This is a genomic window from Corynebacterium sp. SCR221107, from assembly GCF_027886475.1.
Taxonomy (GTDB): Bacteria; Actinomycetota; Actinomycetes; order Mycobacteriales; family Mycobacteriaceae; genus Corynebacterium.
In genome coordinates this window covers 2,068,790-2,084,175 of sequence record NZ_CP115670.1, presented here as the reverse complement: position 1 = coordinate 2,084,175, position 15,386 = coordinate 2,068,790, and the positions used below count along the sequence as shown (strand labels likewise).

General features: G+C 60.7%; 13 protein-coding genes. 9 read left to right on the top strand and 4 right to left on the bottom strand.

The features are described from left to right. Positions 1 to 4: 4 nt before the first annotated feature. Together PAB09_RS08930 and PAB09_RS08925 are read right to left on the bottom strand one after the other, a co-directional pair. Entirely contained in the window at positions 5 to 1,486 is a 1,482-nt protein-coding gene (locus tag PAB09_RS08930) for an alpha-(1->6)-mannopyranosyltransferase A (protein ID WP_271035355.1), read from the bottom strand. 151 nt (positions 1,487 to 1,637) lie between these two features. After that, the gene (locus PAB09_RS08925) at positions 1,638 to 2,783 is read right to left on the bottom strand and encodes a polyprenyl synthetase family protein (protein WP_271033332.1); all 1,146 of its coding nucleotides are present in this window, start codon (positions 2,781 to 2,783) and stop codon (positions 1,638 to 1,640) included. Between the two features lie 141 nt (positions 2,784 to 2,924). On the opposite strand from PAB09_RS08925, the gene metF reads away from it, so the two are divergent. Further along, complete coding sequence (metF, locus tag PAB09_RS08920; RefSeq protein ID WP_271033331.1) at positions 2,925 to 3,908, top strand: methylenetetrahydrofolate reductase [NAD(P)H]; 984 nt, start codon at positions 2,925 to 2,927, stop codon at positions 3,906 to 3,908. 40 nt (positions 3,909 to 3,948) lie between these two features. On the opposite strand, the gene PAB09_RS08915 is transcribed toward metF, so the two are convergent. After that, positions 3,949 to 4,503 carry a GNAT family N-acetyltransferase gene (locus tag PAB09_RS08915; protein ID WP_271033330.1) on the bottom strand — a complete coding sequence of 185 codons (555 nt, stop codon included), beginning with the start codon at positions 4,501 to 4,503 and terminating at the stop codon, positions 3,949 to 3,951. A gap of 383 nt (positions 4,504 to 4,886) precedes the next feature. On the opposite strand from PAB09_RS08915, the gene PAB09_RS08910 reads away from it, so the two are divergent. Both PAB09_RS08910 and PAB09_RS08905 read left to right on the top strand, forming a co-directional pair. Further along, entirely contained in the window at positions 4,887 to 5,312 is a 426-nt protein-coding gene (locus tag PAB09_RS08910; RefSeq protein ID WP_271033329.1) for an SAV_6107 family HEPN domain-containing protein, read from the top strand. 219 nt (positions 5,313 to 5,531) lie between these two features. Continuing rightward, complete coding sequence (locus tag PAB09_RS08905) at positions 5,532 to 5,909, top strand: DUF3040 domain-containing protein (protein WP_271033328.1); 378 nt, start codon at positions 5,532 to 5,534, stop codon at positions 5,907 to 5,909. Between the two features lie 60 nt (positions 5,910 to 5,969). Here PAB09_RS08905 and PAB09_RS08900 read toward each other — a convergent pair whose 3' ends face one another. Next, positions 5,970 to 7,007: a CaiB/BaiF CoA transferase family protein gene (locus PAB09_RS08900; protein ID WP_271033327.1), complete on the bottom strand. Its 1,038-nt coding sequence runs from the start codon at positions 7,005 to 7,007 to the stop codon at positions 5,970 to 5,972. Between the two features lie 541 nt (positions 7,008 to 7,548). Between PAB09_RS08900 and mraZ the strand changes: the two genes are divergently transcribed. The 6 genes from mraZ to PAB09_RS08870 all read left to right on the top strand — a co-directional run bounded on the left by mraZ (position 7,549) and on the right by PAB09_RS08870 (position 15,352). Further along, complete coding sequence (mraZ, locus tag PAB09_RS08895; RefSeq protein ID WP_271035354.1) at positions 7,549 to 7,980, top strand: division/cell wall cluster transcriptional repressor MraZ; 432 nt, start codon at positions 7,549 to 7,551, stop codon at positions 7,978 to 7,980. A gap of 291 nt (positions 7,981 to 8,271) precedes the next feature. Continuing rightward, positions 8,272 to 9,243 (top strand): 16S rRNA (cytosine(1402)-N(4))-methyltransferase RsmH, encoded by a 972-nt coding sequence (gene rsmH, locus PAB09_RS08890; protein ID WP_271035353.1) that lies wholly within the window; start codon positions 8,272 to 8,274, stop codon positions 9,241 to 9,243. A 72-nt stretch (positions 9,244 to 9,315) separates the two neighbouring features. Further along, on the top strand, positions 9,316 to 10,110 hold the full coding sequence (locus PAB09_RS08885) for a hypothetical protein (RefSeq protein ID WP_271033326.1): 795 nt from the start codon (positions 9,316 to 9,318) through the stop codon (positions 10,108 to 10,110). A 239-nt stretch (positions 10,111 to 10,349) separates the two neighbouring features. Next, complete coding sequence (locus PAB09_RS08880; protein ID WP_271035352.1) at positions 10,350 to 12,197, top strand: peptidoglycan D,D-transpeptidase FtsI family protein; 1,848 nt, start codon at positions 10,350 to 10,352, stop codon at positions 12,195 to 12,197. Positions 12,198 to 12,286: 89 nt separating this feature from the next. Next, positions 12,287 to 13,792 carry a UDP-N-acetylmuramoyl-L-alanyl-D-glutamate--2,6-diaminopimelate ligase gene (locus PAB09_RS08875; protein WP_271033325.1) on the top strand — a complete coding sequence of 502 codons (1,506 nt, stop codon included), beginning with the start codon at positions 12,287 to 12,289 and terminating at the stop codon, positions 13,790 to 13,792. A 33-nt stretch (positions 13,793 to 13,825) separates the two neighbouring features. Next, entirely contained in the window at positions 13,826 to 15,352 is a 1,527-nt protein-coding gene (locus PAB09_RS08870) for a UDP-N-acetylmuramoyl-tripeptide--D-alanyl-D-alanine ligase (RefSeq protein ID WP_271033324.1), read from the top strand. Positions 15,353 to 15,386: the final 34 nt, after the last annotated feature.

Genomic DNA, 15,386 nt, shown 5'->3' with positions numbered 1-15,386 from the left:
CCGTTTATGCTTCTTGCTTGCCGACGCCTGCCTGCGCGGCAGACACGTCGTCGTCTGCGTGGCCGTGAAAGATTACCTGCACCGCCCACCACGCGCACACAATGAGCACCACCATCCACGGGATGTTGTACAGCTGGTGATTTCCTCCACCGGTAAACGCCAGCGCGACGATGATCGACATGGCGGTGATGAGCTTATTGGCCCATGCACCAAGCCGTGTGGCCCCAGCCAGCGAAAGGATGGAGGCGTAATACCAAGGCAAGGTCACCGAGTTAAACACGAAGGCAAAGAGGTACGCGCCGATCATTCCGCGGGTTGCCTGCAGGCGTGAGGAACGGAAATACCACCAGCAGCCGATCATTCCCACCCCCATGATCACCATCGACACCTGGCGCACCACCGAAAGAAGCTGGTTATAGGGGAACGCGTCAGTCCACACGCTGGCGATGAGACCGATCGAGCTGGTCACAAAGCTGGGGAAGGCCAACGGGTTAATGACCTTCGTGTTTCCGGTCAGGGCCTCGATCCACCCGAAATTGGAACCCGAAGCCCAGGTCACCAGCCACAAGATACCGATGGTGATCAACGCACCGAGGAAACCATAACCACAAAAGGCGGCGAGCTTTGTCTTGAGCGTCGTGCGATCGACGACCGCGTACCAAATAACGAAGGGCAGGACGAAGGCCGCGGTTGCCTTCAAAGACATCGCCACCGCGATTATCGCCACACCACCCAACAGCCGGGCCGCGAAGCCACGCTCGGACTGGGAGGCATCCTTCGCGGCGGTCAACGCCAGGAGAATCCCCAGGCAGGTCAGCCCCACCATCACCGACTCATTGTGCATGCCACCGACAAGGTGGAAGACCATCACCGGATTGGCCACCCCCAACCAGACGGCGAAACAGGGACTCGCGCCCAGCTGTGCTGCGATGCGGGGGACGGCAAACCCAATTGCGACAAAGCCCGCGAGTGAGACCAGTTTGTATAAGAAAAGCCCCAGGGTGATGTTCTCGCCGACGATCTCGGTGATTACTTTGCCGATCCACAGGTGCAGCGGCCCATAAGGTGTGGTGGTGTTGCGCCAGTCGGGTGAGACCTCCACCAGATACGGGCCGGGGTTGAAGGCAGCGCCCTGTGTATACGGATCAAACCCGTTCGCCAGCAGCGCGCCCTGCATGAGATAGGAATAGACATCCCGACTCATGATCGGCGCGGCAAATATCCACGGCCACAACCATTGGGCTAGCACCCGGGCCAGCCACCCGCGCGAAACCTCGGAGGCGCCTTGGGCAGAAATAATGATCTGGCCAAGGCGCACCCACGCGAAGACGAACAGGATGGTTCCCGCGAGCAAGGTCACATTGGAGATCGCGGCGCCGTGCCCATATTGGAAAAACTCAAGCCCGATTGCCTCCAACACCCCACCGCGGCTGCGGGTCGCCCCACCTCCATAGGAGGCCAATGCGATGACGATGCCGGCCGCCATGCCCAATGGGCCGACAGGCACCCGGGTGAAAAACCGCCCCAGCCTCAATATCCACGGCAACCGCGCGGACGTGGCGGTGTCGGTGTCAAGAGCCTGGGTGGTCATAGGAAAGATGCTCCTTGGGATGGGGAAGTTTTTCGACTTTGCCTGCTTAGTAGCGGCGCGCGGTGGCCTTGTCGGCAAGTGCCTCTAGGGCTTCGACCGCGCCGGGTTCGAACTCGGCATCTGCAAGGTGAGCCAAGCCCTGGGCGGTGAGCTCGCTGATCAAAGCCTCCACGTCGTCTTCGGCGCCGGTGGCGCGGATAATCGTGGCCAATGCGGCGATATCATCGGCGGATTCGACCATGCCCACTCCCTCGCGAATCGCCTGGGCAGCCTCCTTATCGCCGCGGGCATCGGCACGCTGCACAGCCTTGGCGATGAGCACGGTGCGCTTACCCTCTCGAAGGTCATCACCGGCGGGCTTGCCGGTGATAGCCGGATCGCCAAAAACCCCGAGGAGGTCGTCGCGAAGCTGAAACGCAATGCCGATGTCGCGACCGTATTTGCGCAACGCCGCAATCTGCGACGGTGTGCCGTCGGCAAGCGTGGCGCCGATGTGCAAAGGACGCTCGATGGTGTAAGCAGCCGTCTTGAAACGATTGACCCGCTGGGCGCGATCCACCGACTCGGAACCGGAGGCCTCGTTGACAATGTCGAGGATCTGACCCCCGATCACCTCCGTGCGCATGCCCCGCCACGGCTCGAAAGCCCGGGCCAAAGCCTGCGGCGGAAGCGCGCTGGAGTGAAACATGTCATCGGCCCACACCATGGCAAGATCGCCGATCAGAATCGACAAGGATGCGCCAAAATGCTCCGAAGAACCCCGCCAGCCCCGGCTGCGATGGCTCGCCTCGACGCTGCGGTGAATCGTGGGATTGCCGCGGCGGGTATCCGAGCTATCGATATAGTCGTCGTGGATCAAGGCGCAGGCCTGGATGAATTCGAGGCTGGATACCGCCTTGAGAACCGCCGCCGGATTATATTCATCGTCCTTCCATCCGCCCACCGCGCCAAAACCCGCCCAAGCGTACGTGGGGCGGATGCGTTTGCCGCCGCCTAGGACATAGTCGCGCAACAGCGACACAGACTCGTTGACCGGGGAGCCGATCGGGTCGATGAGGTGTTCCTGAGCGGCAAAGTAATCCCGCAGGCAGGACTCGACGTGGTGCGGAAATTCCTTCAGCGACCACGGCTCAAGCGATGCGTGCGTGGCATCGGGTTCAGGGTGGTTGGCAAAAGAGGGGGAGGCGTTCATGATAGCGATCTGTGCGGCTTTCTACTTCAAACGTGCGGCCCGGTTTTTAGGAGGCGAGGCCCGTGTCCAGAAACCGGAAGGGGTGGGAAAACTGCGGGAATGCTTTTTCATTCCTGCTCTCTGTTAAATAAGATACCCGGCATGGCCGTACAACCGATTCCCGCCTCATACCAACGAACAATCACGGATGTCATCAGCATGCCCAGCCCCGGGCGCATCCCGTTTTCCGTTGAGTTCATGCCCCCGCGCGATGATGCCGCGGAGGATCGGCTGTGGAAGGCGGCAGAGACCTTCCATGATTTAGGCGCCAGCTTCGTTTCGGTGACCTACGGTGCGGGTGGCTCCTCCCGCGAGCGCACGACCCGAGTGGCTCGCAAGCTCGCCCGGCACCCCTTGACCACGCTCGTTCACCTGACGCTGGTCAACCACACGGAGGAAGAACTCATAACCATCCTCAAGGACTACGCCGCAGCGGGCCTGTCCAACCTGCTCGCCCTGCGCGGCGACCCGCCGGGGGGTGACCCATTGGGGGAGTGGACCCCCACCATTGGCGGCTACCATTACGCCTCCGAGCTCATTGAGCTTGCGAAGTCCCTTCCCGAAACCCAGCACTTCCAGGTGGGTATTGCAACTTTCCCCGAGGGGCACTTCCGCGCGCCATCGCTCGAGGCGGACACGGAATTTACCTTGCGGAAGCTGCGTGCCGGCGCGGAGTTTTCGATCACGCAGATGTTCTTCGACGTCGAGTACTACCTGCGTCTGCGCGACCGGCTTGCGAAGGCAGATCCCGAACACGGCACGAAGCCAATCATCCCCGGCATCATGCCGATCACCAGTCTGCGCAGCGTGCGGCGTCAAATCGAGCTTTCCGGTGCGCATCTTCCCACGGCCTTGGAAGACCGCCTTGTGGCCGCGGCCGCAGGCGATGAACAAGCTCACCGCGACGACATCCGCAAGGTAGGCATCGAAGTCTCCACCCACATGGCCGAGCGGCTCATCGCCGAGGGCGTGCCCGACCTGCACTTCATGACCATGAACTTTGCCCGCGCCACCCAAGAGGTATTGCACAATCTGGGCATGGCGCCGGCGTGGGGCCCGGAGCTGGGACACGACGCCGTTCGCTAATACGCTTGCCGACGCCCAAAGTTCCGCTGCCTTAGGCCGGTCAGTGGCGGCCGGCCTGGAGGGGAAGCGCTGCCTCCAGGATGGCAAACGGGCGCGGATCGCCCCGGAAGACGAAGCTTCTCATGAAATCGCTAAACCCAACGGCTCGATACAATCCGAAGGCATTATTGGCCTCGAGGTCGACTTCCGGAGTAGATAGCAACACGTAGGGGCGGGTGGTAAGGGCCAGCAGGGCTTGCAACAACCCCATCCCAATGCCCTGACGTTGGTAGCGCGGGGCTACATGGATCTCGGTGAGCTCGAAGAAGTCCGCCAGTACCTCGCGTTGGTGCTGGCTTGGCCCGCCGTGTTCGAAAAGTCCGCGGGAAATCTGGCGGGTCCACCAACTATTCGCCCGTCCATCATGGCCGTAGGCAACCCCCAGCAGATGCGTACCGTCATGGGCGATGACGCACTGCCAGCCGGGTTCGGTGGTGTCGTGGCGCCAAATATCGATCCGTTGAGCCCGCATGCTGGGGGAATAACCCATCGCCTCGATATAGATGTCCACCAACTGCGGTGCGAGGTGCGAAAACTCCAGCGTGCTGATGGGCATGAAGCTAACTGTCACCCATCCCAATCTACGGCAGACCGCATGCGGTGCGCGTCGAAATCGACCAATGTGTGGGGTTCGTGCCCGCATGTCTGGGCGCGGGTTGGACCGTAAGACTAAGGCAAAGCCCCTGACCCCTATCCAAATTCAAACAAATGTTCTAAAATGAAGGTGTGTTCGAAAGTTTATGTCGAACACGCCCGCTACTTTGTACCTACTGCTTGCACATCGCATGGTTGCCCAAAGCTTGGCGCTTGTTACCAGGGCATGAGCAACAAACGGCACTTGTGGTCAGGTGTGATGGGTCAGGAAGTGAACAACATTTCGGTAATCGCCACACGGGGCGGTTGTCGAAAACGCGAACAATGAAAGGAGTCTTGGTCATCATGTCACAGGTAATTTCCGCCACCGCAAAATTTAATCGCCCCGCATTAAAGCGGGAGGAATTTCTGGGCAAGGCCAGAATCCTGCTCGCGGAAGCTAAGAAGGCGCAAACAAAGGGGCAAGCGGATCTGGCCTTGGAGTACGCATACCAAGCAGCGTTGCGCACGGCCGGAGCGAGGATTGCCACCTCTAAGGTGGCAGGCCGGGCTCGCAAGCCCAAGAGTGCTTGGGATCAGCTTCGCCTTGTTGATGAGGAAGGGATGGCGCAGGCGGAGAAGTTTTCTGCCTACTCGCGCATCCGATCCCGCGTTGCCAGTGGTTTAGAGTTCGGGATTGATGAGGGCGTGGTCCGCCGCCTTATTGTTGAGGTCCAGGCGTTTATCTACGAGGTGGAAGGCGGGGCGGAGTTCTTGTCCGTTGCCGCCTAGTCCGGCGAAACTTCTTAGGATTTCCTTGACGTGTCCGTGGTGGGCATGCCCCCAATGGGGGCGCTGCCGGGTGGTGGTGCGAAAGTGGTGAGCAGGGATTTTGTTTCGTTGAGAATGAATTATCTGGGCGGGGAACTTTATTACTATCCTTGTAGTTGTTACAAGTGAACTCGAATAAAACCCGCTGTTAACCCCAGCTTTTACCCCAAGGAGGTTAGGGTGGCTCTCTCAGAACAAGAGCAACGTGCGTTGCGTGAGATTGAGCGATCGCTCTTGGCTGATGACCCAACGTTTGGCGCATCGGTCGCCGACGTGGGGGTGGACCAAACCGGCGCGTTCAGCCTTCGTGGCATTGCCACCATTGTTGTTGGCCTCGTCCTTCTCGTCGGCGGAGTGGCCTTGAGTCAGATGTCCTTGTGGTTTGTTGGCATCAGTATCGTCGGCTTCCTTGTGATGCTGGCCGGTGGCATCAGCATGCTCAAGGGCAAGGGTTCCAAGCTGAAGGATACCGCGCGCCCCAAGAAGGCCTCGCGCGGCTCGGACAATAGGCTCGGCGGCCGCATGGAGGAAAACTTCCGCCGCCGCTTTGAGAACTAGCCCTTCCGTTTAGTTTTCCACGCGGGCTGACCATGAGATTTTCATGGGCAGCCCGCGTTTTTAATAAAATCGTGGAGCTGGGCGCGGATGGATATCACCGTCGCGCAACTCATAGGTCCCTCGGGCGGCAAGGTGTGGCTGGTCAAGGACTTCGTCTGGGCTGACGACTTCGCTGACACAGGCATCCGACCCGTCAAAGACGGTCACCCACTGCGCCTGCGTGCGGGTGGCGAAGACGTCCGTCAAACGCTGCTCAAGCCTCGGCCACTGGGACGGGTTGTATTGCTCGCGCGGCTCGAAGTCATCGAGCTCCAAGCGGATCAAGAGTTGTTGGAAAAACTCGGGCTCGATCGCGCCGACGGCCATGAAACGATCATCCCTGGTCCGATAGCAACGATAAAAAGGCGCCCCACCGTCGAGGAGGTTGCCGCCTACTCCGCCATCCCACTGTCCTGCCGCGCGCATCGAGTGCAGCATTGCGGTCATCGACGCGCACCCATCGACGATGGCGGCATCGACGGTGCACCCCGTTCCGGTTGTCATGGCCTTGATCAGCCCCGAGAGCACGCCGGCGACTAAATACATAGCGCCGCCTCCGAAGTCGCCGAGAAGATTCAATGGGGGAACCGGCGTCTTATCGCTGCTCACGATCGGGGCGAGTGCGCCCGAAAGCGCCACGTAGTTGATATCGTGTCCGGCGCGTTGGGCGAGAGGGCCGTCTCGGCCCCAGCCGGTCATGCGTCCGTAGACCAGGCGGGGGTTGATCGCCTGCAGATCTTCGGGGCCTAGGCCCAGGCGTTCGGCTACGCCGGGGCGGAACCCTTCCAGCACGATGTGGGTGGTGCCGATTTCGTCCAGTAGTCGTCCGCGATCTTCTGATTCCTTGAGGTTTGCGAGGAATACGCCCTGGTCGCGAAAGAGTACTCCGTGGGCCACCGTGCCGTCGCCGGTGCGGGCATCGGGACGTTCAACGCGGGTAACTGTCGCGCCCATGTCGGCCAGCACCATCCCGGCAAACGGAACCGGTCCGATTCCTCCGAGGGATAAAACCCTAATTCCGGACAGGGGTAACGCGCTGGTGGTGGGAAAGGTCTTCACGGGGCCTCCTTGAACACGAAGTACAACTGTGATGGAGGTTGCTACATGACGCTAGTGTGAGGCGGGCAATTCAGCCACCCTCCTCATATTCCCCACTTTCCCCCACGGTTGTTAGAGGGGGTGTCCGGCGAAAGGTGTTGGGGATGCGTGTTTCTGAAGGGGGCTCGGTCGAATCGTTAAGCAAAAACCAAGGTAAATGGGTATAAAGGCGTTATTTTAGAGACTTGCGGGATATTTGTATGTCAGTGATATGTGTAGTTAGTGCCAGTGTCTAATGTTCTGATTTGTTGCTACTGGGGAATGGGGTCGACCCGCGATGGGAAAAATCGCCCCACTTTTTATTTATGCAGGCAGTAGGGGGTATTGAGGGGCAAATTCGCGCGAATTTTGCATCCTTGCTACCTAAGGTGGGGGAAAGTGGGGTAGGGTGGTGGACGATGATGAAGAAGTGGGGCAACGGAGTGAGGTTCTGCGCCACGAATTTGCATCGCTAAAAACTGAGAAAATCTGACTCGTTGTGCAGCTGGAGGTTGGGCCTGAGATGTTCCTCGGTACCTATACCCCCAAGTTGGATGACAAGGGTCGCCTCACGCTTCCGGCGAAGTTTCGCGATGAACTAGCCGGTGGCCTCATGGTTACGAAGGGGCAGGACCATTCTCTCGCCGTATATCCCCGGGAGGAGTTTGTGGCAAGAGCGCGTAAAGCGGCGTCCGTGTCCCGAACCAATCCTGAGGCGCGTGCATTTATTCGTAACCTCGCGGCGAGCGCGGATGAGCAACGCCCTGATGGGCAGGGGCGCATCACGCTTTCGGCGGCGCATCGCGCCTATGCGGGATTGACGAAGGAATGCGTGGTTATCGGCTCGGTCGATTTTCTCGAGATCTGGGACGCTGAGTCCTGGAACGCATACCAGCAAGAAACTGAGGCCGCATTCTCTTCGGCCGAAGGTGATGTGCTGGGCGACCTGCTCTAGGGCGAGGTGTGCGTAGGAACTCCGTTCGGAGCGTTGGGATCTGGTGTACTTCCCCGATATCAGATGTCTTCCCCGGACGGGGCTCTGTGTACATCGCGCCCGGGGGTCGGTGCGGGCTTCGCCTTTAAGGCAGTGCGGGGCGAGGTTGAGAGGCGGCATTGAGTAATGAGGGGAGGGGTCATGGCGGACTCATCTGCAACAGAAAACAACACCAGCAACTTAGGCACCAGCCGTGCTGGTGAAGCCACCGTGAACTACGATATCGCAGCCAACCACGGACATGTGCCCGTCATGCGTGAGCGGATGGCCTCTCTGATCCAGCCCCCAGTCGAAGCCTTCGGCAAGCGAGCCGTCATCCTCGACGGCACGCTCGGCGCCGGTGGCCACACCGAGTATTTCCTCACCACCTTCCCCGACGCAATGGTCGTCGGCCTTGACCGCGATGAGCACTCGCTTGCCGCAGCTCGCAAGCGACTTGCCCCTTTCGGAGATCGGTTCCTCGGCCTGTACTGTCGCTTCGACCAATTTGAAGGCCCGCTTGCCGACGCCGCCAGTCGCGAAGTCGCACCAGCTGCTGCCGCCGTTGCGCATGGCTTCGCTGGCGCCCTTTTTGACCTTGGCGTGTCCAGCATGCAGCTCGACCAGGTAGAGCGTGGCTTCGCCTACCGTGTCGATGCACCGTTGGATATGAGGATGGATGACAGCTCAGGGATTACCGCCGCCGACATCCTCAACACCTACAGCCACGGCGAGCTCGCCCGGATCCTCAAAAACTACGGCGACGAGCGTTTCGCCGGGAAAATTGCCTCGGCAATCGTGCGTGAACGAGAAAAAGAGCCGTTTAGCACCTCCGGTCGGTTGGTGGAGCTTTTGTACGCCACCATTCCGGCCGCCAGCAGGCGAAGCGGAGGGCACCCGGCCAAGCGCACATTCCAGGCGCTTCGGGTTGAGGTGAACCGGGAGCTGGAAGCAATCGAGAACGTCATTCCGAAGGTGCTCGAGCACCTCGCGCCGGGTGGGCGTGCGGTCTTTATGTCTTATCAATCCTTGGAGGACAAGATCGTCAAGCGTGAGTTTCGCGAGGCTACGACGTCGAAAACGCCACCGGGTCTGCCGATGGATCTACCGGAGTATGCGGCGAAATTCAGGCTGATCACCCGGGGCGCGGAAAAGGCCACGGAGGCGGAAATCGCGGAAAATCCCCGCTCGGCCCCCGTTCGGGTACGTGCAATCGAGGCCATCGGGGATCAAAGCGAGAACTAATTTCCAACAAACAACCATGAACAACCCAACACCGTCCTTAGCCCATCACGACCTTTGAAGTTGGAGCACACCATGACCATGACGCACGGATCAAACCGCGATTCACTGCGTCGCTCGCACGTGTCGAGGGACTATTCGCGTCATCCTCAGCAGGCTTCCACGGTCGTAACCCGTAGGCCACCTCGCAGCGATGCACGCGGAGCTACCTCCACCACGACGCCCCAGCGACAGGGCGAGCGCGCACTGGTGCCCCCGGGGCGTCGTCGCTTCCAGCACCGGCCAGGCTCGCAACAACAGATTTCCAATCGTGGTCGGCGCGTTGCCGACGCGAAAAAGGCGGTTGATCCGCATCGGGTGCGCATGCTCATCGGAGTGCTTGCCTTTATCTCTTTCGGTGTGTTCATGGCAATGATGATCTCCGGTTGGACCACAGCGCAGACCTTTACGATCAAAGACCTCAATAATCAAGAGTCGGTCCTGGATAATCAGATCGAGACTCTCAATCGCGACCTGCAAAACGCCTCCTCTTCCGCGGAGATTGCCAGACGCGCGGCTGAGATGGGCTTGGTTGTACCCGACCAGCCCGGCATCCTGGAGGTCGGAGAAAATGGAGACACAAGCGAGCAGCGCCCCGCGGGTGATGTCACGCGCCCTATAGTTGATGTCAACGGGCAGCAGATCACGGCCTCGGCAGTATCCTCGGATCCGGCCAAGACCCAAGAGGTCACTTCGAACCTCAATCCGCTACCTAACACGGGTACCACCTCTAGCAACGGCGACGTGGCGTCCAACGCGGCGCCTGTTGCCGGAACCACCGGTGCTACCAACGACTCAGGTACCACGATTGCGCCCTATGCTGCGCGTTAAGGCGGACACTATCAGTGACAGGTTCACAACCGTCTCAGGGATATCCTTCCCGTGACCACTCCAACGGCGCAACCGGTGCCCCACGCGGGCGCCGTTTAGGCGATTACCGCACGCCTTCGGAATCAGGTCGCGATGCCAGCCGAAGATACGAGCGGGAGCGGGAGCTAGGGCTCAAAAGACGAGTCAATTCGGCCTCCTCAGCAAGCTCACAATCCGACGTATTCAAGCGCCGCACCCGTCTGATCAGTCGTATTGCCATCCTCACAGCTGTCGTCCTTGTGGTGCGTTTGGCGGTCGTGCAGCTGTGGTGGGGGCCGGACCTGTCCAGCCTCGCCGAACAACAGCGCACCCGCGTCTACGTTGAATCCGCACGCCGCGGCGAAATCCTTGACCGATATGGCAATCAGCTCGCCTACACCATGCAGGCGCGTTCGCTAACGGTTTCGCCCATTACCTTGCGCAGCGAATTGCGTGAACAAGCCGAAAACCGGCTCATCAGCGAAGGACAGTCGGGTAATTATTCCGGCGATGCCAGGGAACAAAAGCTTGATGACATGGTCGCTGAAGAGTTGGAGCGTTATTCTCGACAAATCCCGCAGGCGATCAAGGACTCAGGCGCCTCCACCGACGACATCAAACAGGAAGACCTGCTGACCAAGCTGAAAAACGATAGCCACTATGAGGTGCTGGTGCGCAACGTCGATCCCGATGTTGCCGAGCAAATCGCGGCGGACTTTCACGGTGTGGCAGCCGATCTGCAAAACATCCGCCAGTACCCCAATGGGGCGGTAGGGGGCAATTTCATCGGCAAGATCTCCCAGGATGGGCAGGGACAGTTTGGCTTCGAGGCCTATAGCGATTCCCTGCTTTCGGGTATCGATGGGCGCGCTACCATGGATGTTTCCGCCAAGGGCGAGGTGATTCCTGGTTCCACCCGCGATGAGGTGCCGGCCACAGACGGAGCAACTGCCACCTTGACCATCGATCTAGACCTGCAGACCTACGTTCAGCAGCAGATCGAGCAGGCAGTGGCCAACTCTGGTGCCCAGTCGGGTGAGGCCGTGGTGCTCGATGTGAAGACTGGGCAAATCCTAGCGATGGCCAATTCGGACACCATCGATCCCATGGGTGATATCCAGGCGCAGCTAGACCAAGGCAAGGATTTCACCAACGATCCTGTAAGCTCCCCGTTCGAGCCCGGCTCGGTGGCCAAGATCATCACGGCCGCCGGTGTGATAGAGGACGGGCTCTCCACACCGGACGAGGTTTTGCAGGTTCCTGGTTCCATCGACATGGCTGGCGTGACGGTGCGCGATGCCTGGGATCACGGTGTCGTTCCTTATACCACCACGGGAGTTTTTGGTAAGTCCTCGAACGTGGGCACCCTCATGCTGGCTCAGCGCATCGGCGAGGACCGCTTTGCCGATTTGCTCAACAAGTTTGGCATCGGCCAGCCCACCGGCGTCGAGCTTCCCGCTGAATCCGCAGGCCTACTGCCGGATCGCGCCCAATGGTCGGGGGGAACGTTTGCCAACCTCCCGATCGGCCAGGGAATGAGCTGGACCCTATTGCAAATGGCCAGCGTGTACCAGACCCTGGCCAACGGAGGTGTGCGCATCGAACCGCGCATCATCGCGGAGATGAAGGATGCCCAAGGGCAGGTCATTGAGCAAGCCGAGCCGAAGCAGACTCAAGTGGTCAGTGCCACGACAGCGCGGACGGTGGTGGATATGTTCCGCTCCGTGACACAAGCCGATCCGACAGGCGTTCAACAAGGTACAGGCTCTGGTGCGGCCATCGAGGGCTACCAGGTTTCGGGAAAGACCGGAACCGCACAGCAAGTCGATCCCGAAACCGGCGCGTACTCTAACTCGGCGTATTGGATCACCTTCGCAGGCATCGCTCCGGCGGATGACCCGCGTTTCGTGGTGGCCATTCAGCTCGACCGCCCGCAGCGAGGCGTGCACGGGGAAGGCGGTCAGTCGGCCGCCCCGCTGTTCCACGACATCGCTAGTTGGTTGCTCGACCGCGACAACGTTGCGCTGTCGGAGCCGATGGAGGGCCAACTGATCCTCCAGGCACAGTAAATTACTTCTTAATACAAACGAAGCCACCACCACCGGGGCCACACCCACGGCCCCATACCGAGGTAACGTGCGGAAAGGACCCACTCGTCATGTCAGCAACACTGAAGGCTTTGGCAGGCATTGCCCACGGTCGACTTTTTGGTGCAACGCAGGACATCACCATCGCCGACATCGGCCTAGATTCCACGAATCTGCCGGAAGGCGGCCTGTTTGCAGCACTTCCCGGCACGCGCAGCCACGGGGCCAGCTTTGCCGCCGGAACCCCCGCAGCAGCAGTGCTTACCGACGAACAAGGCTTCGACATCCTGAGCGAACAGGGGCTGACCATCCCCGTCATCGTGGTCGAGGATATCCGCGCCGTACTCGGTGAGGTGTCCGCCGCCATCTATGGCTACCCTTCCACAGAGATGACGATTATCGGTGTGACCGGTACCTCCGGCAAAACCACCACCAGCTATCTCATCGAGGCGGGTCTCATAGCCACCGGCGCTCATGTGGGATTGATCGGCACCACCGGGACGCGCATCAACGGCGAACCGGTGCCAACGAAGTTGACCACCCCGGAGGCAACCACTCTTCAGGCACTGTTTCGCAGGATGCGGGACAAAGGCGTGACTCACGTGGTTATGGAGGTCTCCTCCCATGCGCTGAGCCTGGGCAGGGTGCGCGGCACTGAATTCGATGTCGCAGGCTTTAGCAATCTTTCCCAAGATCACCTTGACTTCCACTCCACCATGGAGGAGTATTTCGAGGCCAAGGCGTTGCTCTTCGACAAAGCCTCGCCCATGCATGCCGCTAAGTCCGTCATTTGTATCGATGATGCATGGGGCAAGAAGATGGCAGCGCGCGCGAACAACGCCTCCACCTGTTCCACCAACGGCGAACCGGCCGATTTCCAGGCCGTCAATATCGACTCGCTTGCCACAGGCAGCCAGACCTTTGATTTCGTCGCTCGCGGCGGTGCTGCCGTCAGCGTTACTGTTCCTTTGCCAGGCAGGTTCAACGTTGCCAATGCCACCTTGGCACTGGCGCTTATCGACGCAGCCGGTGCCGATGTCACCAAGGCCGCTGCCGGCATCGCGGCCGTCGGCGTGCCAGGGCGCATGGAAAAGATCGACCAGGGGCAGGATTTCTTGGCCGTGGTCGATTATGCGCACAAGCCAGCGGCGGTGGCGGCGGTGCTCGATACGGTGCGCGCCCAGGTCGTCGGAAAGCTCATTGCGGTGGTGGGGGCGGGAGGCGACCGTGACGCCGGAAAGCGCCCCATCATGGGGGCAGAAGCAGTGCGTCGCGCCGATGTGGTTATCATCACGGACGACAACCCACGTTCGGAGGATCCGGCCCTCATCCGCGAGGCAGTCCTCGAAGGCGCGCGCCAGGCTCAGGGCGAGCCGGGGCGTGAAGATGTGGAAATCCTCGAGATCGGCGACCGCCATCAGGCTATCGATGCCGCCATCGCCAAGGCCACGGCCGGGGATGCGGTGGTCGTCGCGGGCAAGGGGCATGAGGTCGGCCAGCTCATCAATGGTGTCAACCACCACTTTGACGACCGCGAGGAAGTCCGTCGCGCGCTCGCCGACAACGGATATTCCTAAGCACCAGTATTTAAAGAATTGAAGGACATTTCCATGATTGAGCTCAGCCTCGCTGAGATCGCCGACATCGTCGGCGGCACGCTTGCCGACGTCCCCAACGCCGACGCCGTCATAACCGGCGAGGTCGAATTCGACTCCCGCAAGATCGGCCCCGGTGACCTGTTTGTAGCACTCGGCGGCGCCCGCGTGGACGGGCATGATTTCGCCGCCCAGGCGATTAAACAAGGCGCGGTCGCTGTGCTGGCGTTTAGGAAGGTAGGGGTGCCCGCCATCCTCGTGCCGCCGGTGCCCGAAAACGAGCGCCGGCGCGATAGCTACGCTCTCGAAAACGATACCGACGGCTCCGTCGCCGCGGTGCTCGCGGGGCTCGGTGCCTTGGCGCGGGGAGTTATCGATCGTCTTTCGATGTCCCATGAACCCGGCGGGCGCGCGCTGACGGTGGTGGGCGTGACCGGATCGGCGGGCAAGACCTCCACTAAGGACTTCATGGCCACGATCTTTCGGGCCGCCGGGTCAACCGTTGCCCCTCCGGGAAGCTTCAACAATGAGATCGGCCATCCCTACACCGCGCTCAAGTGCACGGCCAACACCGAATACCTCGTGGCCGAAATGTCGGCACGCGGGCTGGGCCACGTGGCAAACTTGGCGCGCATCGCCCCACCAAGGATCGGCGTCGAGCTCAACGTTGGCAGCGCACACCTTGGCGAATTTGGTTCCAGGGAGGTCATCGCACAAGCCAAGGGCGAACTCGTCGAGGCGCTGCCCGCAGCTGATGCCGGGGGCGTGGCCGTCCTTAACGCCGATGATGACTACGTGGTAGGCATGGCCTCACGAACGAGCGCAAAGGTGTTGTGGTACTCGGCGGCCGGCAAACGCGCCGTAAGTCTCGGTGATGGCCATGAAAGCCCCGTCGACCTAGTGGCGTCGAAGGTTACCCTAGACGCTGTAGCGCGGCCAAGTTTCGAACTGACCCTCCGCGGAAAGTATGTGGGGCAGGTGCAACTAGAAGTTGTCGGCGAACACCAGGTGGCCAACGCTCTCGCCGCGATCGGGGCGGGGCTTGGCGCGGGGCTCGACATCGACCTCATCCTTGAGGCGGTACGCGCACACCGCGCGGCCTCAGCTCACCGGATGGCGGTAAGCACCACCGCAGCGGGACTGACCATCATCGACGATGCCTACAACGCTAACCCGGAGAGCATGCACGCTGGTCTTTCCGCCTGTGCGCGCATGGCGCGCAGCCAAGGTGGGCAAGCGATCGCCGTGTTGGGACCGATGGGTGAACTCGGCGACGAAAGCCCCAAGGCCCACCACAGCCTCGGGCAAACGCTCGCGCCGCTGGGCATCGACCGCCTGGTGGTGGTAGGCGACAACCCGTCAAGCCGTGCGTTGGCGAAAGCGGCCGTCGAGGCTGGGGTAGACACGGAGGTCGTTGCCGATAATGCGGCGGCAACAAGGCTGCTAAAGCCTATGGCGGGCGCAAACGACGTGCTGCTTGTCAAGGCCTCGAACGCCTTCCGTCTCTGGGAGATCGCGCAGGCCTTGGACGAGGCTGAATAAGTCAAAATAAGGCCGGTCAAGTAGGGTTAAACGT